The sequence below is a fragment of the Robiginitalea rubriflava genome (assembly GCF_052540725.1).
Map to the genome: position 1 here is coordinate 780,182 of NZ_CP199309.1, position 20,271 is coordinate 800,452.

At 45.9% G+C, this 20,271-nt stretch carries 21 protein-coding genes; 2 read left to right on the plus strand and 19 right to left on the minus strand.

Features of this window, described 5'->3' with window-relative positions; translation table 11 throughout:
- Positions 1-64: 64 nt before the first annotated feature.
- Positions 65-2,116: a thioredoxin domain-containing protein gene (locus ACT6NU_RS03675; protein WP_445383111.1), complete on the plus strand. Its 2,052-nt coding sequence runs from the start codon at positions 65-67 to the stop codon at positions 2,114-2,116.
- Between the two features lie 78 nt (positions 2,117-2,194).
- Positions 2,195-3,016: a mechanosensitive ion channel family protein gene (locus tag ACT6NU_RS03680; protein WP_445383112.1), complete on the plus strand. Its 822-nt coding sequence runs from the start codon at positions 2,195-2,197 to the stop codon at positions 3,014-3,016.
- Between the two features lie 4 nt (positions 3,017-3,020).
- On the opposite strand, the gene tsaB is transcribed toward ACT6NU_RS03680, so the two are convergent.
- The 19 genes from tsaB to ACT6NU_RS03775 form a co-directional block, all read right to left on the minus strand.
- Positions 3,021-3,701, minus strand: a complete 681-nt coding sequence (gene tsaB, locus ACT6NU_RS03685) for a tRNA (adenosine(37)-N6)-threonylcarbamoyltransferase complex dimerization subunit type 1 TsaB (RefSeq protein WP_445383113.1) — start codon at positions 3,699-3,701, stop codon at positions 3,021-3,023.
- Positions 3,702-3,771: 70 nt separating this feature from the next.
- Positions 3,772-5,052: a TolC family protein gene (locus tag ACT6NU_RS03690; RefSeq protein WP_445383114.1), complete on the minus strand. Its 1,281-nt coding sequence runs from the start codon at positions 5,050-5,052 to the stop codon at positions 3,772-3,774.
- A 109-nt stretch (positions 5,053-5,161) separates the two neighbouring features.
- A complete protein-coding gene (locus ACT6NU_RS03695) occupies positions 5,162-6,280 on the minus strand; it encodes an efflux RND transporter periplasmic adaptor subunit (protein WP_445383115.1) in 1,119 nt (372 codons plus the stop codon).
- 39 nt (positions 6,281-6,319) lie between these two features.
- Positions 6,320-7,576 carry an ABC transporter permease gene (locus ACT6NU_RS03700; RefSeq protein WP_445383116.1) on the minus strand — a complete coding sequence of 419 codons (1,257 nt, stop codon included), beginning with the start codon at positions 7,574-7,576 and terminating at the stop codon, positions 6,320-6,322.
- Between the two features lie 2 nt (positions 7,577-7,578).
- Positions 7,579-8,808 (minus strand): ABC transporter permease, encoded by a 1,230-nt coding sequence (locus tag ACT6NU_RS03705; protein WP_445383117.1) that lies wholly within the window; start codon positions 8,806-8,808, stop codon positions 7,579-7,581.
- Positions 8,798-9,502, minus strand: coding sequence for an ABC transporter ATP-binding protein (locus ACT6NU_RS03710; protein ID WP_445383118.1), 705 nt, complete (start codon positions 9,500-9,502; stop codon positions 8,798-8,800). Before ACT6NU_RS03710 ends, ACT6NU_RS03705 begins: the two co-directional genes overlap by 11 nt.
- A 196-nt stretch (positions 9,503-9,698) precedes the next feature.
- Positions 9,699-10,292, minus strand: coding sequence for a hypothetical protein (locus tag ACT6NU_RS03715; protein WP_445383119.1), 594 nt, complete (start codon positions 10,290-10,292; stop codon positions 9,699-9,701).
- An 80-nt stretch (positions 10,293-10,372) separates the two neighbouring features.
- Positions 10,373-11,482 carry an efflux RND transporter periplasmic adaptor subunit gene (locus ACT6NU_RS03720; RefSeq protein ID WP_445383120.1) on the minus strand — a complete coding sequence of 370 codons (1,110 nt, stop codon included), beginning with the start codon at positions 11,480-11,482 and terminating at the stop codon, positions 10,373-10,375.
- 40 nt (positions 11,483-11,522) lie between these two features.
- Positions 11,523-12,782: an ABC transporter permease gene (locus ACT6NU_RS03725; RefSeq protein WP_445383121.1), complete on the minus strand. Its 1,260-nt coding sequence runs from the start codon at positions 12,780-12,782 to the stop codon at positions 11,523-11,525.
- 35 nt (positions 12,783-12,817) lie between these two features.
- Entirely contained in the window at positions 12,818-14,062 is a 1,245-nt protein-coding gene (locus tag ACT6NU_RS03730; RefSeq protein ID WP_445383122.1) for an ABC transporter permease, read from the minus strand.
- Positions 14,063-14,158: 96 nt separating this feature from the next.
- Positions 14,159-14,377 carry a hypothetical protein gene (locus tag ACT6NU_RS03735; protein ID WP_445383123.1) on the minus strand — a complete coding sequence of 73 codons (219 nt, stop codon included), beginning with the start codon at positions 14,375-14,377 and terminating at the stop codon, positions 14,159-14,161.
- Positions 14,378-14,380: 3 nt separating this feature from the next.
- Positions 14,381-14,917 (minus strand): DUF420 domain-containing protein, encoded by a 537-nt coding sequence (locus ACT6NU_RS03740; RefSeq protein ID WP_445383124.1) that lies wholly within the window; start codon positions 14,915-14,917, stop codon positions 14,381-14,383.
- Complete coding sequence (locus ACT6NU_RS03745; protein ID WP_445383125.1) at positions 14,907-15,650, minus strand: SCO family protein; 744 nt, start codon at positions 15,648-15,650, stop codon at positions 14,907-14,909. The genes ACT6NU_RS03740 and ACT6NU_RS03745 overlap by 11 nt, the downstream gene beginning before the upstream one ends.
- Before the next feature lie 21 nt (positions 15,651-15,671).
- Positions 15,672-16,304 carry a hypothetical protein gene (locus tag ACT6NU_RS03750; protein WP_445383126.1) on the minus strand — a complete coding sequence of 211 codons (633 nt, stop codon included), beginning with the start codon at positions 16,302-16,304 and terminating at the stop codon, positions 15,672-15,674.
- 69 nt (positions 16,305-16,373) lie between these two features.
- Positions 16,374-16,757 (minus strand): cytochrome C oxidase subunit IV family protein, encoded by a 384-nt coding sequence (locus ACT6NU_RS03755; RefSeq protein ID WP_445383127.1) that lies wholly within the window; start codon positions 16,755-16,757, stop codon positions 16,374-16,376.
- A 22-nt stretch (positions 16,758-16,779) separates the two neighbouring features.
- Entirely contained in the window at positions 16,780-17,754 is a 975-nt protein-coding gene (locus ACT6NU_RS03760; protein ID WP_445383128.1) for a cytochrome c oxidase subunit 3, read from the minus strand.
- Between the two features lie 94 nt (positions 17,755-17,848).
- Entirely contained in the window at positions 17,849-18,430 is a 582-nt protein-coding gene (locus ACT6NU_RS03765; protein ID WP_445383827.1) for a cytochrome c oxidase subunit 3, read from the minus strand.
- Positions 18,431-18,432: 2 nt separating this feature from the next.
- Positions 18,433-19,335 (minus strand): heme o synthase, encoded by a 903-nt coding sequence (gene cyoE, locus ACT6NU_RS03770; RefSeq protein ID WP_445383129.1) that lies wholly within the window; start codon positions 19,333-19,335, stop codon positions 18,433-18,435.
- Positions 19,336-19,561: 226 nt separating this feature from the next.
- Positions 19,562-20,266: an energy transducer TonB gene (locus ACT6NU_RS03775; protein WP_445383130.1), complete on the minus strand. Its 705-nt coding sequence runs from the start codon at positions 20,264-20,266 to the stop codon at positions 19,562-19,564.
- Positions 20,267-20,271 lie beyond the last annotated feature (5 nt).

Here is a 20,271-nt window from a genome sequence, read left to right on the forward strand (position 1 = left end):
AAAAAGACTGGCGCCCGTATCTTGCGGGCGCTTTTTTTATACAAACACCATTTAACAATCAATTTTGAATACCCGGGAACCGAATAATCTGATACACGAAAGCAGCCCATACCTGTTGCAGCATGCCCACAACCCGGTCAGATGGGAGGCCTGGAATGAACAAACGCTTCAGGCAGCCAGGGAGTCTGGAAAATTGATGATTATCAGTATTGGCTATGCCGCCTGCCACTGGTGCCATGTAATGGAACACGAGTGTTTTGAAGACCCCGAAGTAGCGGAGGTCATGAATACACGTTTTATCCCGGTTAAGGTAGACCGGGAAGAACGACCGGATGTAGACCAGATCTATATGGATGCCCTGCAGATCATGACCGGAAGCGGTGGCTGGCCCTTAAACATAGTGGCTTTGCCTGACGGACGTCCCTTCTGGGGGGCTACCTATGTGCGAAAGCCGGATTGGATACGAGTGCTGAGCCAGTTGTCCAGACTCTACAGGGAAGATCCGGATAAGATCCGGGAATACGCAGACGACCTCACGGGGGCCCTGCACCGTATCAATGAAATAGTTCCCGGTCAAGCATCCGGACCAGATCTGGACAGGCAAAGACTATCCGGGATGATTCAGGACTGGAAGCCGCGGTTTGACCCGCAATACGGAGGGAACAGGGGAGCCCCGAAATTTATGATGCCTGTTTCGATGGAGCTATTGCTGCATTGGGGTTTTAAAACGGGGGATGAGCAAATCATCAGCCACACAAGGAGAACCCTTGATGCTATGTCTGCGGGCGGGCTTTACGACCAGATTGGTGGAGGGTTTTCCAGGTATTCGGTGGATGAACGCTGGCATATTCCCCACTTCGAGAAAATGTTGTATGACAATGCACAATTGCTTTCCCTGTATTCCAGAGCCTATGCAGCTTTCAATAATGATGATTACAAAAATGTAGTACGCCACACCCTGGCCTTTTTAGAAAGGGAATTAAAATCCGAAGCAGGTGGCTACCAGGCTTCCCTGGATGCAGACAGCCTTAATGTGAATGGAGTATCCGAAGAAGGAGCTTTCTATGTCTGGACTGTAGCCGAATTAAAATCCATTCTGAAAAAAGACTTTGATTGGTTCAGTGATTATTACAACCTGAACTCTAAAGGACTCTGGGAAGAAGAAAAATACGTCCTCTGCCGGAGTTTGACTGAAAAGGAGGTCGCCACAGCCCATCAGATGACCCTTGAGGAATTTCGCGAGCGTGTCCAAATAACCCGGGGCAAACTGCTTGAAATCCGTAACCAACGCCCCCGGCCCGGGCTGGATCATAAAATAATTACCTCCTGGAATGGCCTGTTGCTCAGTGGCCTGGCAGATTCATACCGCTATTGCGGGCTTCATGAAAGTCTGGAAGCGGCCACCACGCTGGCGGAGTTTATCAGATCGGGCCTTAGCAGCCCGGATGGCGGGCTTTATCATACCATGCCGGGAACAACTGCTTCCATCAACGGCTTTCTTGAAGATTACGCCACCGTCATCCAGGGATATATTGACCTGTATGAAGCCGGACAGGATTTGCGCTTTATGGAAGCCGCAAGAGAACTTTTGGAATTTTGCCTGGATCACTTTTCAGACGGTGAGAGCCCCCTGCTTTACTTTGTGTCCGATTTTGATGAACCCCTGATCCGCAGAAGCAAAGAAGTTAATGACAACGTAATCCCGGCCTCAAATTCCATTATGGGCAAAAACCTGTTTCGGCTGGGCTTGTTTTTCGGGAAGGAATCCTACATCGTTCAGGCCGAGAAGATGCTCTCGGCCATGACTCCGGCTATAGAGAAATACTCTTCACAATACAGCAACTGGATGCAGCTGGCCCTCTGGCTTACAGAAGACTTTTCTGAAGTGGTCATTACAGGGCCGGAGGCCTCGGATTATCTGGAAGCTATGTTCCGGCATTATCTGCCCAATACCTTATTTGCTGCTTCCCCTCAGGCATCGGACCTGCCTTTATTCCGCAATCGATACACTGCTGACCAAACACGTATTTTTATTTGCAAAAAGGGGCACTGCCTTCACCCACTCAATTCACCGGATAAAGCCCTATCAGTTCTCCAAAAAACCTTTAAGACTTAACAGATTTTTAGATTTATTAAATTGGGAACCTCTTTCAATTTTTGTATACTGAGAAGCTAAAATTAATTAACTACAACAATGGACGAATTAAAGAATTACGAAAGTTATATTGAAGATGGTCTGAGGCTGATGTGGGAGTTCTTACCCAATCTTATCACGGCACTGATCATTTTGGTGGTGGGTTCCTGGATCATCCGCTTTATCAACCGCCTGGTGAAACGCTTTTTTGATAAAAAGGATTACGATGAGGCCCTGGAATCCTTTTTGATGAGCTTTATTAAAATAGCATTAAAACTCCTTCTCTTTGTATTGGTAATTACCCAGTTAGGGGTACAGTCCTCCTCCTTGGTAGCCATGGTGGGTGCCGCCGGACTTGCGGTGGGGCTGGCCTTACAGGGGTCTCTGGCCAACTTCGCCGGGGGAGTATTGATACTGCTCTTTAAGCCCTTTAAAGTGGGGGATTTTATTTCTGCCCAGGGAGTAGACGGTACCGTCAAGGAGATTTCGATCTTTACTACCAAACTCAATACCTTTGGTAATCAGGTAGCCATCATTCCCAACGGACAGCTATCCAATAACAACATAATTAATTACAATGCGGAAGATACCCGAAGGAACAAAATTGATGTAGGAATCGGCTATGGGTCCAACATCAAAAAAGCAAAGGATATCCTGCTTGAAATTTGCGCTGAGGACGAACGCATCCTAAAGGAACCTGCCCCCGAGGTGTATGTGGGAGCACTTGCAGACAGTTCCGTAAACCTTACGCTGCGCTTTTGGGCAAATAATCCTGATTTCTGGAAAGCGCATTTCCATGTTATGGAGACCCTGAAGCTCCGCTTTGACAAGGAAGGAATTGAAATCCCATTCCCACAGAGGGACATTCATATGAAAAACTAGGGTGTTATTTTCCAGGATTTTTACCGCCATGTGCGATAAAATCCTTAAGGTAATATGGCTCAAAATAAGCCAGGTTTTCGAAAGCTTGCCGCTGATATTTATCAAAGGCAAGCTTTCCCATTTCACGGGACGATGGAAAAAGCCCGGGATAAAAGATAAAATTGGGGTGTTCCAGGACATCAGCACATTTAGAAGTTCCGGTACCCAGGAAATGTACCTTCCCTTTTTGGGCCAGCTCCAGAAAAGAATCCGGCTCAACAACTTTTGCAACTGTAGGCGCCATTTGCTTGTGGTCACTGTCAAAAACGGCGGTATAGACTTCCATGCGCCGGGCATCCATCAGCGGAACGATCAGGCCCTCTGCTGGTGTTATTTGCCTGGCGAGGGATTCCAGGGTGGGGATACTGATTAGCGGAATATCCAGGGCAAAACAAAGCCCTTTGGCCGAGGCAACTCCAATTCTCAGGCCGGTATAGGAACCCGGGCCTTTGCTTACGGCAATTGCCTGCAAATCGGCAAGAACAATACCAGCTTCAGCAACCACTTCCTCAATAAACAGGTGCAGCAATTCCGCATGTGAATAGCCAGGGCTGTTGTCTTCACGTATCGCCACCAGCTCCTCGGCTTTATACAGACTTACCGAACAATTTGTTCCGGCGGTTTCCAGATTCAGTATCCATGCCATAGCCAGCAAAGATAAGGCCCCGGGCCATGCAAAAGCAAACCCGGGGCCATTAACCGTTAGCGATTCATTCTCAGTCCAGGGAAATCGGAATCCCGTAGAAGAATTCCAGAACTTTAATCCTGAATATATAATCGTATTTCGAACGTACTACTTCAGCTTCGGCATTATCCAGACGGGACTGCGCCTGACTAAAATCAAAGGCGTTCATCAGGCCTACCTCATAACGTTCCTTTGCATATTCATAGGCCAGTCGCCTTGCAGAAAGTGTCTTTTGAGCCGCTTCATAGGTTTTTGCAGCATTCTGAACATCCACATAAGACTGGTTTACAGTAGTTTCCAGATCCAGTTTGTCCTGTTCCAGTTGCAATTCCTGCCTCTTCATGGAAATTTCAGCCCGCCTCACACTGTTACGGGTACTAAACCCATTAAAAATAGGAATATTGATCCGGGCCCCGTACGAGATACCATCGTTGATCCATAGCTGATCTGCAAAACTGATTTCCCCTCCGGTAAGCGGGTCTCTGGTCTGGTCTGAATACCGTGTATTATAGTTGAAAAAGGCACTCAGGGTGGGGTAATATGCCCCCTTGGCAATTTGCAGGTCCTTCTGGGCCAATTCAACATTGGCCTCTGAATTTTTAATATCGTTTCGGAAGGTAAGAGCCTTGCCAAAGATTTCTTTGGGACTGTAGTTCAGGATATCGGATGGGGGGATTTCAAAATCTTCATCGGCTATATCAAAATTTACGTAATCCGTAATTTGCAGCAATTGGGCCAGGGCAATACGCGAAAGCAATACCCGGTTTTCCCCATTGATGATCTGTTGTTCCTGCCCGGCAGCAGTAGACTCAATTTCCAAAAGGTCTCCTCTGGGCAAAACCCCGGCTTCTACCTGTTCGCGTGTACGGAACAAGTCCTGCTCGGTTACGGCGTACTGGGCACGGAAAACCTTAAGGGATTCTTTGTCGGATAACACCTGCAGGTAAGCGTTCGCAACATTCAGCCGGATATCGTCTACCAGGTCATCCAGGCGGTACTGGGAGGAAAGTGCCAGCATTTCTGCACGTCGGACGCGGTTGATATTCCTGAGACCATCAAAGAGCGTAAGGGCAGCCGTAGCGTTACCAGTAGCCGTTATAATGGTAGTGGTTACCGGGGCATTAGTGGTAGGGTCAAAGGTAAGACCGGTATTTCCACCTCCCTGAATTTGTGCATTAAAACTGGGCAGCAAGCCACCGATGGCATCGGAACGATCGATTTTATCGTTCATCAGGTCCAGTTCAAATTGCTGTATGGTAATATTATTTTCCACGGCATAGGTTACGCATTCCTCCAGGGTCCATTTTTTCATTTGACCCTGGGTTACTGCTACATTCAGGATACAGATTAGAATCCCTATAGGCAACCAGCGTGTTAATTTCAATTGATTCAATTCGTTCATTTTTTGAAGCTTTGATGAATTAGTTATTGTCCGCGTCATCGTCAACAGGTTCCGTCTTATTCCAAATCTTGATTTTATCTTCCTCTTTGAGACCGGAGAGAATCTCCACATATATTCCGTCAGAAATTCCTGTTTCAATATCCCTTCTTTCATATTTATTTTCGCCTACCTCAACTTCCACAAAAGGTTTTTCAGTTTCCTTGTCAAACTGCAGAATGGCCTCCTTTACCGCCAGAACACTATCCTTTTGTTCGAGTACCAAAGAGGCGTTGGCACTATAACCCGCGCGGATGAAAAAGTCTTCGTTCAGGGCTACATCCCCCTCTATGCGAAACTGCACAGCTCCCTGATCTTCCACTCCTTTGGGGGCAATGAACTTAAGGTTGGCGTCAAACTCCTTATCCTGAATGGCCCCAAGGCTAATTTTCAAAGGCATGTTCAGTTTTAATTTCCCTACCTCAGCCTCATCTACCTGCCCTTCAAAAATCATCTTAGTCAGGTCTGCAATGGTGGCAATGGTTGTCCCGTCATTAAAGTTATTGGACTGTATAACCTGGTCTCCTTCCTCAACTGGTATTTCCAGGATGGTTCCGGCAACGGTTGCCCGGATATTGGTATTGGCCGAGCTGGACCCCCCGGCAGAGCCGCGTTGAATGATCTGATAGTCATTCTTTGCATTTTCCACTTCCAGCATTGCCTGGTCATACTGCAGCTGCAGGTTGTTAAAGGTCTGGCTGGAGATAACACCACGGTCAAACAATTTCTTGTTCCGGTCGTATTCGATCTTGGTATTATTCAATGCGATTTCCGCATTGCGTACACGACCACGTGCCTGATACAGGGCCTGCTCGTTAGGAACAACCTTGATTACTGCAATCAGGTCTCCTGCCGCTACTTTGGCTCCTTCTTCCAGGTAAATTTTATCTATAATTCCGGATATCTGAGGCTTGATCTCAATTTCGTCCTGCGGGATGACCTTTCCTGTTGCCACCACCTTGTTGACGATGGTCTGTTTGCTCGGAGTGGTCGTTTCAAATACTACGGCAGGCTTGCTATTGGTTTTCAGCACCCTGGCAACTGCGTAGAGCGTTCCAAGAGCCAAAACAGTGATCAGTCCGTATTTTACGTATTTATTCATGGTTACTTAGTGTTAGTTTTCTTGTTATATAGCTAATTATTATTCTTCTCGTAATGCGTCTATGGGTTTGATTTTAACCGCCCTGTTTGCCGGGATCAGGCCAATAAGGATGCTCAGGCCAACCATCAGCACAAAAGAGACAATTACCTGCAGCATACTTACCGTTGGATTGGTAAAGGGGGCATCATCGCTCTGTCCGAATGCTTCGTCCAGGCCGTGCAGGATCCCGATGGAAATGATAAAACCAATCAGCCCTGCAAAGAACGTCAGGACGATGGATTCCATAATGATCTGCCTTCGGATAACGCGCGGAGTGGCGCCCAGGGCACGTCTGATTCCTATTTCATTGGTGCGTTCCTTCACGGTAATCAGCAGAATGTTACTTACGGCAATTACCCCGGCAAGCAGGGTGAATATCCCCACAAAGAAGGAAAATCCCGAGAGCACCAGCGTAAAGGCATTGATTCCTTCAAAGATTTTGGAAAAATCAAAGGAGCCAAACGCCCTCGGATCATCGGGATGTACATTGTATTTTCGTTTAAGGAGGTCTTTAATCTTTTTCTCAGCAAGGGCCACTGATTTATCCTCATCTACCAGGATGGCCATCCAGCCAACCTCATCCCCGCTATTGAAAGCGGTCTGGAAGGTAGTGAAGGGTACAAAAACGGCGTTTTCCCCCTCAAAGTTTATGTTGTCGTTTCGTTTAAAAGTACCTATAACCGTAAAGTATATCCCGTTGATTTTTATACTTTCCCCTATGGGATCCTCTCCTTTTTCAAAGAGCAACTTATAGGCATCAATCCCGATTACACAAACCTTACGGGCCTGTTCAATATCGTTCTGATTGATAAAGCGCCCCTCAACAATCTTCTTTTTGGACATCAGGTCTATTGTGGGGTAATCTCCATATACGCTGGAACCACTCGATTTTCCCTGGCGGAGTACCGTTACCGTTCCGCGGAAGTTGCCCAACTGGATTCTCGGAGAAATGGTATTTACCTCCGGCACTTGGCTTTTTATGAGTTCCACATCATCCAGACTGAGATCCAGAGAGCGTCCTCTTTCAAAGCCTTTATAGGGCATAGAGGTACGCTGGGTCCATAGGAACATGCTGTTTGTGGCTGTACCCGCAAAAATCTGGTTAAAGCCATTCTTCATGCCGTTGGTAGCGCCCAGCAGGCCAATTAAGATAATGATGGCAAAGATCACCCCCAGAGTAGTGAGAAAAGTCCTCAGCATGTTCTTGGTCAGGGTGGTGAATACCTCACTCCATAAGTCTCTGTCAAATATTCCCATGGTTAGTCTGCTCTAAGTGCGTCAATAGGTTTGATATGCGCCGCCTTGATCGAGGGGATCAGGCCGGCAAATACACCCGCTATGATCAAAACGATCGTACAGGTAATGACTGTGGCATTGTCCACATTCGGATTGGAGAAGGCAGGCGCATCCACCAGCGGGGATATTATGGCTACCAGCCCCATTGCGAATAACATCCCTCCGAAACCGGCAAGGGTGGTAATGACTATGGATTCCATCAAAATAAGCTTTATCACTTCTATGGGCCGTGCCCCCAGGGCCTTTCGGATCCCAATTTCCTTGGTACGTTCCTTGATAATAAAGATCAGGATGTTCCCGATCCCCACGATCCCGGCAATCAGGATGAGTGCCCCCACGCCAATGGCCACAAACTTCAGGAAGTTGGTAAAGGTCTGTACGTTGGAAAAGCCTTCTGCATAATTATTGATAAAGAATGCGCTTTGGTCGTCCGGATGGATCACCAGCCTGCGTTTGAGCACCACTTCCATGGTGTTGGAAAAATTAAGTGCCTTGGTGAAATCGAAATTCGGATTGTAGGTCAATGCGATGGTATTGATCTCATCGGAATTCCCGTAAATCTGCTGCATGGTCGTGTAGGGAGCGTACATATTGCTCTCCTCCCTTTCGTTTCCATCGTCAGAGAATAAACCGATAACCTTGAATACCAGGCCATTCAGGATAATGTTCTGGCCTATGGGGTCTTCATCCTTAAAAAGTTCTTTTTGTATCTGCCGGCCAATCACGACCACCTTGAGTTTGTTGTTAAGGTCATTGGTGTTCAGATATCGGCCCTTATTGATAACAGTTCTCTCAATTTCCTTATGGTCCGGACTAACCCCTATCACGTTGTAGGATCCGGTCTCCTTTTGAAATTTAGTGACCGCCGTACGGGAGAAACGCGGGGAGATGTACTCGTAAAATCCCTCGTAGCTCCTGCGGATAAAATTCAAGTCGTCATTGCGAAAAACGATGCGACGGCCGGCTTCAAACCCGCCGTAGGGTTTGGAAGTAGCGTTGGGATATATAAAAATGGAGTTGGTGGCATCGTCATTGAATTGCTTGGCAAACCCGTTCTGCATCCCGTTAATGGACGCAAGTAATAATACCAGGATAAGGATACCCCAGGCTACCGAGAAACCCGTTAAAAAGGTCCTCAGCTTATTGCTCTTGATGCTGTGCCAGATTTCCTGCCAGGTGTCTTTATTGAACATACTCCGAAGCTCTTACCTGCTTTATTTTTTTATCTTCAACTATCACCCCGTCCCTGAGGTGTATGATGCGTTTGCACATGTGTGCAATGTCCTCTTCGTGTGTAACCACCAAAATGGTATTGCCCAGGTCATTTATCTTCTGGATCAGGTCCATCACTTCATAAGAGGTGGTACTGTCCAGGGCCCCGGTGGGTTCGTCTGCCAGCAACACTTTTGGTTCTGCAGCCATGGCCCTTGCGATAGCCACCCGCTGTTTCTGACCCCCGGACAGCTCGTTGGGCAGGTGGTGTGCCCACTCCTTAAGCCCAACCTGTTCCAGATATTTTAGGGCACGTGCTTCCCTTTCCTTTCGGCCAACTTTCTGATAATAGAGGGGCAGGGCCACGTTTTCTAGGGCACTTTTATAATTGATCAGGTTGAATGACTGGAATACGAATCCGAGGAATTTATTGCGGTATTTGGCCGCCTTGGTTTCACTTAGGTTTTTGATGGGAACCCCGTCCAGGTTGTATTCGCCCGAATTTGCTTCATCCAGCATTCCCAGGATATTGAGCAAGGTGGATTTACCGGAACCGGAAGATCCCATAATAGCCACTAATTCTCCATCTTCTGCTGTGAAATTAATCCCTTTAAGAACGTGCAGGGAGTTGCTCCCCATCTTATAGGATTTATGTAAATCTTTAATTTCAATCATGTTTGGTTGAGTGTTTTAAAACCAATTCTAAGTGTTAGACCTACGAATAGCAATTTTGTTACAAAATTCTGTCTAATATTTTATGAAATGGTGAATTTCTATTGAATTAATAGAGATGAAGTATAGTTGTAATCTAATTTATTAAAAAGGGTATCGCTAGATTAAAACTGATTGGATTAGATTCTCCGCCAGTAGCCTAGTTATAATAAGGGTGACTACCAGTAGAACATTTTCCGCCGCAGATACCATAATCATACTCACATACGATCGCCTGACCCGCAGCCGCAGCAAAAAAAACGAGTCCAGCCCCAGGAATATTTATAGTCGAGGCTGCTTTTCGATAGCAATCCCCTCGCTCATCCTTACAATGACTGATACAACCTTCAATATCAGGCCCATTTGTCAAATAATTAAACAAACTTTCTTCAATCTGACGATCCACCCTCGTTTTCTGTTCGAATGTTTGGTCCCCAAATTCTTTCATTAGTTCAGAATAAGCTTGCTGATACTTTTCATTGTAGGATAGAAATTCGTCAATACTGCTAAACCCCAGAAGCTCAGACATCAAAATATTCATGTCTTCAGAAGCCAGCTCATCAAAGTTATTTGTCTTATAAATTTCCGAGAAATTGTCAATCCCCTTAAGCCTTTCAGAGAAATCCTTTTGAATCGCCTGTATCGTTTTAAAATTCTCTGAATTATTCAAGATAGAGTTTAGGTCCATGGTATTTACTTCCCCTATCTCAAAGGCAGTAAAAAAAACGAGTAATAAAATTAAAGTTGATTTCATAGTTTAAAATTTAATGGTTTGTTAAGGCGATACCCTCTATTTAAATATAGGTATTTTCTTATTAAATTATTATTAAAAAACTATATATCAACACCTTGTACCAAAGTATTCCAGACCTTAACAGAATCCTTCTCGTCTATACCTGATTTGACTTCCACATAGATGCCGTCACTCAATCCCAATTCAAGATCTCTGCGTTCGAATTGCTGATCGCCTGTTGAAACTTCCACAAAGGGCTTTTTGGTTTCCGGATCAAACTGAACCAAAGCTTCCTTTAACGCCAGTACGCTATCGGCTCTGCCCAGAATAATGGAGGCGTTGGCACTCAGGCCAGCCCGGATAAAAATATCCTGTTGCTTTTTAAGGGTCCCTTTGATTTCAAACTGTATGGCCCCGTTTTCCGCATTTCCTTTTGGGGCTATGTAGTCCAGCACTGCCTCAAAGACCTGACCCTCAAGGGCCCCAACGGTGATTTCAAGGGGCAGGTCTTCCTTGATTTTACCGACCTCGGATTCATCTACCTTCCCTTCGAAAATCATCTTATCCACATCGGCAATGGAAGCAATGGTGGTACCCTCATTAAAGGTATTGCTTTCAATTACCTGGTTGCCCACTTCAACGGGAACCTCCAGCACCATCCCGCTCACAGTGGCCCGTATCAATGTATTGGCAGCATTGCTCAGGCCTCGGGTAGTACCGGTTTTAACGATGTCATAGCGTTCATTGGCAGCTGCATAGGCCTGTTTGGCCTGGTCATAACTGACCTGGGCCCGCTCCAGGTCTACCTGCGAAATGACCCCTTTGGAAAATAGGTTTTGCTGGCGCTGGAAATTGCGCTTTTGGTCGTCCAGGGTAATTCTGGCGTCCTCAATGCCGTTTTTAGCATCGTTCAGGGCATTCAGGTTGGGAACCACTTTGATTTTGGCAATCATATCACCAGATTTGACATAGTCTCCCCCTTCCACATAGATTTCTTCGATCACACCTGAAATATTGGGCTTGATAAGCACCTCTTCCAGCGGGAGGATACTCCCGGTAGCCACCGTTTTCTTGACAATATTCTGGCGGCTGGGTTTTTCGGTCTGATATACCACAGGGTCTTCCGCATTTTTCTGGTACAGGTAATACATGGCCGTTGAAAAGGTCAGTACAATGGCTACTAAAATGATTACGGTAACTGATTTTTTCATTTTCGTTCCTAATTATAACAGGGATTTATGTTTCAATTTATTATTCGGTTCTAAGGGCGTCTATGGGTTTTACCCTTATGGCGCTCTGGGCGGGGATTAAGCCCGCCAACAAGCCGGAGATGGTGAGTATAAGCAAGGCAGTTAAAACCACCCCCACGCTCACACTTGGACTCATAAACATATCCACCGGCCCGCTTGCATCCAGCAGGGAATTGATTCCATATATAAATAAGGCGCCAAAAGCGATTCCGGCCATTCCGGAGATAATGGTTAAAAAGAGTGATTCAAACAGGATCTGTTTCCGTATGCTTCCCGGTTGTTCACCCAGTGCACGACGGATTCCTATTTCCTTGGTGCGCTCCTTTACCACAATCAGCATAATATTGCTCACCCCGATAATACCGGAAAGCAGTACCAGAATCCCCACGAAATAGGCGATAAAGCGCATAGCCCCAAAAAGGCTTTCTACGCGGTTATACTGCTCATAAAGGTCGAAATACCCAATGGCCCTGGGGTCTTCAGGATGCACCTTGTGCTTTTCTTTCAAAACGCTCACGATATTTTCCTTTATGGAGGTGATGGAAGTGCCACCATTGGCAGTAATGGCCATCCAGCCAACATTGTCGGCCCGGTTAAAGGCCTGGGAGAAAGTAGAAAAAGGAATGAATATCTGCTTTTGCCCTTCTTCCCCGTCGCCGTCGTTGGAGCGTTTTTTATAGGTCCCCACCACCATAAAGTTCACCCCCTGGATTTTTATATAGGTACCCAGAACTTCTTCTCCCTTCTCGTATAATTCCCGGACAACCCCCTCTCCTATTATGGCAATTTTGCGTTTCTCAACAATATCATTCTGATTCAGAAATCGCCCGGAGGTAATGCTCATCGGGTCCTGGTTGATGATCTCCGGATAATCTCCATAAATATTGTAAGCCCCCGTTTTGATCCCTCGGACCGTATTACTGCCCCCTCGAAAACCTCCGAGCTGGTTTCTGGCAGAAACAAAACGCAATTGCGGAAAACGCTGATTGAGCAGTGTTACATCCTCCAGTTTAAATCGAAATTCCCGGTCTTTCGGAAGTCCTTTGTAGGCCTTGGTTGTGCTGCGGGTCCAGATAAACATGGTATTGGTGGCGATATCTCCAAAGTCTGCCTTAATCCCGTTTTCCAGCCCTTTACCGGCTGCCAGCAGGATGATCAGGATCAGGATACCCCAAAACACCCCGAATGCCGTCAGGACCGTGCGAAACCAGTTGCTGGTAAGCACCTCCAGGATTTCCTTCCACCGGTCTTTGTTAAACATGGCAGCCAGGTTTTAATAAGCGATATGCCAACTCCCTATTCATCTTTGAGTGCATTGATTACCTGAATATTGGCGGCTCGCCAGGCTGGAAAAAAACCGGCAACGGCTCCGGCCAGGATCAGCACAAATACAGTGGTAAGGGCAACATTGAGGTTTACCGAGGGATTCTTGACATAATCCACCTCCACATAAGGGCCTAGCAGTTCCAGTAGCCCCATACTGAAAATCAGCCCGAGGAAACCGGAAATGGCGGTAACAAAAATGGCCTCATGCAGGATCATACCCACAATTTCCCAAGGCTTTGCACCAAGGGCTTTTCGTATTCCTATTTCCCGGGTGCGCTCTTTTACCACTATCAGCATAATATTGCTTACGCCTACTACCCCGGCAATAATAGTACAGATTCCCACGAACCAGAAAAACAGTTTTATGTTATTGGTAAGACTGTAATAGCGTTTGGCCTCCTCCAGGGCAGACCACACCTCAAGGGCACTGGTATCATCAGGTGCAATAGTATGTATCTGGGAAAGGTATTGCCGCAGCTGGTCTTTAAAGGCCACTGCCTCGCTCACGGCCTGCTCAAAATTCTCAGCAGGTGGAAGCGTAAAGGCCATATTATTGACGCGGTCTCCTCCGTTGAATACTTGCTGAGCGGTACTTATGGGAATAAACAAGCGCTCCTCCTCCCGGTCTTCGCGTTCATGGTAGACACCAATTACTTTAAAGGGGATGCCCGAAAAATCTATGTAGGCTCCCAGGGGAGTATCCAAATCCCCAAATACGTCTTTCCTTATTTTATCCCCGATCACTACAACTTTTGCTGTGTTTTCCAGGTCCGAATAATTGATAAAACGCCCCTGCAGCATTTTAGCATTTTCAATAAACTGAAAATTGTCATGAACACCCTGAATGCTGTAAACCAATGCCTGATTGCCGTAGGTGACGGAAACCCCATTTACGAAATTACGGGCGGCGTCATACTCTATACGATCCCGGTTTAGAGCCACCCAATTATCGTAGTTCTCATTTCTGAGTTGTACCCGCCTGCCCGGGTTGAGCCCTTTGAATTCTTTTGAAGTTACCCCTGGCCAAACCCAGACGGAGGTAGCGGCATCTTCCTCAAATTCATAGGCTATCCCGTTGCGCATCCCCTGTCCAAACCCCAGCAGTATTACCAGGATAAAAATACCCGAGGCAACGGATAATCCGGTAAGAAAAGTTCTGAGCTTGTTTTTGCGGATGGTCTCAAAGATTTCCTGCCACCGCTCCAAATCGAACATGAGGTTAGTACTTTTGATTGATGATGTACCCAAAGGGTACTAATAAGACTTAGAGCGGGAGAAATTGTTACAGTTTCAGGGGCTGAAAATAAATCTTCAGGATTTAAGCTTGCGGTAAACAATAAAAATAAGGGACCCTACCAGGATGTAAGGTATGGCCATCAGGTAAACAATGCCATTGTTGATCCCCTCTGCCACAGACTGGTCCCCATTGCTTTCCAGAACAGCCCTGCACATGGCACACTGTCCCTGAAGGTCTATTGGCAGGACGATCAGAAGTAAGGTAACACAGAATAGCAAGCCTTTTTTTGACATACCCTAATATACGTAATAAGGTGAGATCATCAGGTATACAATTACCCCGGTAACGGCAACATACAGCCAGATGGGAAAGGTAATCCGGGCTATTTTACGGTGCGCTGCAAAATCTTTCAGATAGGCCCGGGCATAGGTGCGCAAAACAAGGGGTATTACAGCTATCGATAACAAAATATGGGATATCAGGATGGCGTAATACAGGTATCTCACCCAGCCTTCTCCCCCAAAAGGAGTGGAATCCGAGGTCATATGGTAAGCCACATACATTAGTAAGAACAACAGGGAAAGGACAATACAGGTTGTCATTAAATTTTGATGCAGTGTTCTTTTTCCACTTCGGATGGCCCAGAGGGCAACCAGTAACAGGACCGCTGTAAGCCCGTTAATCCCGGCATAGATCGGGGGAAGAAAACTAAGGGGTTCCACGTTGGGCAGGCGTACCCCAAATAGAATAGCTACCACCACAGGGATGGCTATGGAGATGATATTGATCCAGCGATTGAGGTTAGGGGCGTTCTTTTGAAGGCTACTTTCCACTTGTATTTTCTTTTAAAAGTTTTTCAATATCCTCTTTCAGGAGGCTGATTTGTTCTGTTTCTCCCTGGGCATTTACTTCCTGATCCAGGCTGATCGCACCCCGGTAATAAATAATAGGATTACCAAAGGAATCCTTACGTGAACGGATATAGCCCTGCTGGTCAATAAGCGCAAAGAGGCCTGAGTGCTCAAAGCCTCCGGGGACATCCGGCATTTCTGCCGCAAAGATGTTAAAGCCGGAATTGGCAAGGGCATAGATCGTATCTGAATTTCCTGTAAGCAGGTGCCAGTCCATATCCGTAATCCCGTATGCTTCTGCATACTCCTTTAATACGGATGGCGTATCATATTCAGGGTTTATTGTAAAGGAAGCCACCCCAAAATTCTCATAGTCTTTGAATTCCTGCTGTAATTCCACCAGGTTGCGGTTCATTATGGGGCAGATACTGGGGCAGGTTGTAAAAAAGAATTCCGCCACATACACCTTTCCCAGGTAATCCTGGTCTGTGATCAGCAAGCTGTCCTGGTTAAGCAGTGTAAACTCGGGAACTTTTCGCTTTTCCCCATTGAGGTAAACATAGGAAAGCGGTGCATCTTCAGGATCGGTGTTCATGCGGTTGATGTCTACCACATCGTCATTTTGGAGCCGCTCTACGATCCTGGGTACAAAGATGATCCCGAATATCAGGATCACTGCTCCTACCCAGATATAATAGTATTTTCCTTTTTTCAAGTTTGCTAGTTTTCGCTGTCCTTAGTTGGATCTTTCTGCATTGTTCTTTTTCAAAGCCAGACGATATTCCGCCAGTATGATCTTAACATCGTCTTTCATCTTGTTGTTAAGATCTGCCACTGAAATGGCATTAAACCCGTATTTGGTCCCTTCATCCTCATCTTTTTTGCGTCCTCGAAGGTTTCTGTCTTTGTCAATTATAAAGACATAGGGGCTGGAGTAATCCGCATCCAGTTGCAGATCGGATTGCAGGGAGTCGAAAAATGATCGGATCTGCGCTGGGGAACCAAAAACAAAGCGCCAGTTCCGCAAGTCGGTAAAGCCCGACAATTCCTTTTTTATTTCCTCAACAGCCTCCTGATTCCCTTCCGGAACCAGCATTACCATCTGAAAATCGTTAAACTCGTAAAAGGGCTTGTAAATCTTCTGGTTCAGATTAAAGGCTATCCCTTTTTTCAGTTCCGGATCCGTGCCCAGAAATCCTACTACGCTTATTTTATCAGACAAACGCTCCGGTGTATTAAACGCTTGCAGTTCCATGACATTTTCCGTCAGAACGGGTAATCTGCCAAAATTGGTAACCCCGGATGCAAAGAACATATAAACTACCAGGGGAAGGATAAAGAGTACGGTTAAAACAAAAGTCTTTTTCATCAGCTACAAAAGGATTACAAAAATAAAAAAGACGGTTGTGAAACCGTCTTTAGATTCTGTTAATTCCTTTTAAAAGTCCCAGGCAACAAACCCTTCTTTAAAAACCGTATAAATATAATCTGCTTCGAACAGGAGAATAAATATAAGGTAAGAAACAAGGAAGATAGGGGTCCATACTATGGCCCTTCTGAGCGAACTTTTTTCATCCCGAAGGTGCATAAAGTCCCAGGCAATGTAATAGGCCTTTACCAGGGTGAGGATGATAAAGATCCAGTTCAGCAGTTTCATCCCAACAAAAGTGTTGGAGGTGAGTACAGCTGGCTTGGTAATCCCCAAAGCCACCTCTACGGCCGTAACCAGGGAAAGGAATATTAATACTCCCCAGATTTTCTGGGTGTTGGACTTGAATTTTAAAAGCCCTCTGAAAATTTCTAATTTATGTTCGTGTGCCATCTTTATTTATGATTTTTGGCGCTTATACAAGATAAAAGAAGGTAAATACAAATACCCAAACAAGGTCTACGAAGTGCCAGTACAACCCGACTTTTTCGACCATTTCATAATGTCCCCTGCGCTCATAGGTGCCCAGGATTATATTAAAGAAAATAATGATATTGATCACTACCCCTGAAAATACGTGGAAGCCGTGGAAGCCTGTTATGAAAAAGAAGAAATCCGCAAAAAGCCTGCTTCCGTATTCATTGCGGATCAGGTTTGCCCCTTCCACCACTAATTTGGCATCCTTTATTTTCTGAAGGGATTCTTCCCGGTTCAGGACCGTTTTCTCCCCTTCCTCGTTAATCTGTTCGGTTCGGATCAGAATATTGGGGTTGGTACGCAGCCCTTCGGCCACTTCGTTTACCGAGTAGCTGGGCAATGCCTCTCCCTCGTAGTACCACACTCCGTTACGCTTTTCGTGGTCTACCCTTTCTTCCGGAATAGTAGCCGCAAAATCTGCCAGGGCAGCGCGCTCTCCGGTGTCTGCTTTTACAAATTGAAGGATCCGGCCGCCATTGGTTTCCAGGGCCCCGTAATCACCACGGATAAAGGTTGCCCATTCCCAGGCCTGTGAACCCACAAAGATCCCTCCTCCGATAATGGTCAGGAACATGTAGATAACCACCTTGTTTTTCATCATGCGGTGTCCGGCATCCACAGCCAGTACCATGGTTACCGAAGACATAATAAGGATAAAAGTCATAAAGGCAACATAGTACATGGGGTAGTTCCCGTGAAAGAAAGGCACGTGGGTAAATACCTCGTCAGCTATAGGCCAGGTTTCAATAAACTTAAATCTCGAGAAACCATAAGACGCGAGAAAGCCAGAAAAGGTAAGGGCATCGGAAACGATGAAAAACCACATCATCAGTTTCCCATAGCTGGCTCCCAGTGGCCTGTTGCCTCCACCCCAAACGTTTTCCTCCGAAGGTGTTGTAACCGTAGTATCCATAAATCAGCTATTCGTATTAAGAGAATTTTAGCAAAAATACATTTTTTTAGTTGTAAGAAAAGCAGATGCGCTTACAAAATCCGCACCTGGCGTTTTAGTTGTAGAAATAGAAAAATAACACCAGATAAATCCAGAGAAAATCTACAAAATTCCAGAAAGTCATCCCTAATTCCATTCCCAGCATATTTCCGGGAAAGTAGCGGCCCTTTAGTTGTTGTACCAAAACCACAATCAGGCTTATTAATCCTGCTACCACGTGTAAAATATGCACAACGGCGATAAGGAATACATAGGAAAGGGTAATATTACTGGTGGGGCCTGTAAAATAGTACCCCAGTGCAATCATCTCTGAAAACCCGAAAAACTGGGCGATAATAAACGAAATCCCAAGAAGGAGGGTTAACCCCAGCCAAATTGTGGCCTGTTTTTGTTGCTCTTTTTGCACACTGTTCCTGGCCAGCCAGTAGGTCAGGCTACTGCAAAGGATAATGACGGTGCTGATCCAGAAAGCCTGCGGAAGCTGAAAATTTTCCATCCAGTCTTCCCGGGAACTACTCACAATATAGGCACTGGTCCAGCCAGCAAAGCTCATCAGTAAGCTCGCAATCCCAAACCACAGCATCATCTTTTTGGCCCGCTGTTTTTTTTCTAAAGGACTTAATTCATCTATCTTCATATTCATGAAAGGTATTTATCGGCTACGTAAATGATTTGTATCAGGCTAATATAAGTTACACTGCTAAGCATCAGGGATCGGGCAGATTTCCGGTCCCTTTTTTCATACAATTTCAGGGCAAACCACAGCATAACCAATCCCATTAAAAAGATCAAGACTGCTGACGGAACGGATAATTGCAAACGGCCTGTTATCCCAAAAACCGGAATAATGGAAATGACAATCATCCAAATAGTATACATAATGATCTGTACTGCCGTGCCGGTATCCTTTTTACCGGTAGGCAACATTTTAAAGCCTCCCCTTCGATAATCTTCATCCAGCATCCAGCCCAGTGCCCAAAAATGAGGGAACTGCCAGAAAAACTGTATCATAAACAGTGTTCCGGGTTCTATTCCGAAATCATTTGTGGCCGAAACCCATCCCAGCATAAAAGGAATGGCCCCGGGAAAGGCCCCCACAAAAACTGAGAGCGGAGTAATGGTCTTCAGTGGAGTGTAAACACAGGTATACAGAAATATGGAAATTGCCCCGAAGAGGGCAGTTTTTGGGTTTAGCAGATACAGTAAGATGATGCCTGTAAGGGTAAGAACGATAGCAATGGCCATTGCCTGCGCAACTGTCATTCTTCCTGAGGGCAGCGGCCGGCTCTTGGTTCGATGCATTCTGGCGTCCAGGTCTTTCTCAATTACCTGATTGAAGGCATTGGAAGCCCCTACCATAGCATACCCCCCCAACACCAGCAGTACGAGGGCAGAAAGTTGAATTTCAGTAGTTCCCAGAAAATATCCGGCCACGGCCGAAAAGACCACACTCAGGGCTAACCTGGCTTTGGTGATCTCCTTAAAATCGGTGATTACCATTTGAAAAGTTGACGGCTTTACGGTCCCTGCTGCGGATTTCATCAAATTGACCTTTCTTGGGCCCGCAAAGATACGCAGCAACGACTTGCAATCCAACCCGGATGCATAAAATACACCTTTGCCTCATCAGTACATTCTGCCTGAGTTTCTGATTCCAATTGGACAGAAACAGGCATGCTGTATCCTTACAGGCAAACCAGAGTTTTAATGAGGGAGGACTTTTTAAAAAAGCGCAAAAAAAAACCCGACCAGTGGTCGGGATAAAATTTTATTGAAGCTTAAAGGTAATCGGGATACTGAAAGGAACCCTTACCGGACGACCCCTCTGTTTCCCGGGGGTCATTTTGGGAAGCTTCTGAATAATACGCATCGCTTCGGCTTCCAGGTTTTTATCCGGGCCTCTCATACGGATGTTTCCGATACTTCCATCTTTCTGAATGGTAAACATTACGGCTACCCTTCCCTGTATTCCCATTTCCTGAGCAATTTCAGGATAGCGGAAATTCTTGCGGATGTGCTTCTGCATCATTTCGTTAAAGCAAGCTCTTTTGTCAGATTCACTTTCACATCCCGGGAAGACCGGTACATCTTCAATTACAGCAAAAGGAACGTCAATGTCTTCATCCATTTCGTCTACCTCCACATCGTCCACTTCAATAATTTCCTCTTCCTGACTGGTCTCTGTAGACTCGATAACGGTTTCCTCTACCTCTTCTTCATCCTCTACCACCTCGATTACTTCAGGGGCAGCAGGCGGTGGTGGCGGTGGCGGAGTTTTTATCTGCTCCGTCATCGGCACTTCCTCATCCAATGCATCCTCCACATTCAGGGAGATGTCATAATCATTTACCTCGTCATATGTTTTCCACTCAAAAGCGACAAACACCAACAACATTACCAATGCCAATCCCAGAACGAAATACAAACCGCTATTTCTGCTCAGGTCGGCCTTCGGGTTCTTTTTGATTTCCATGATTT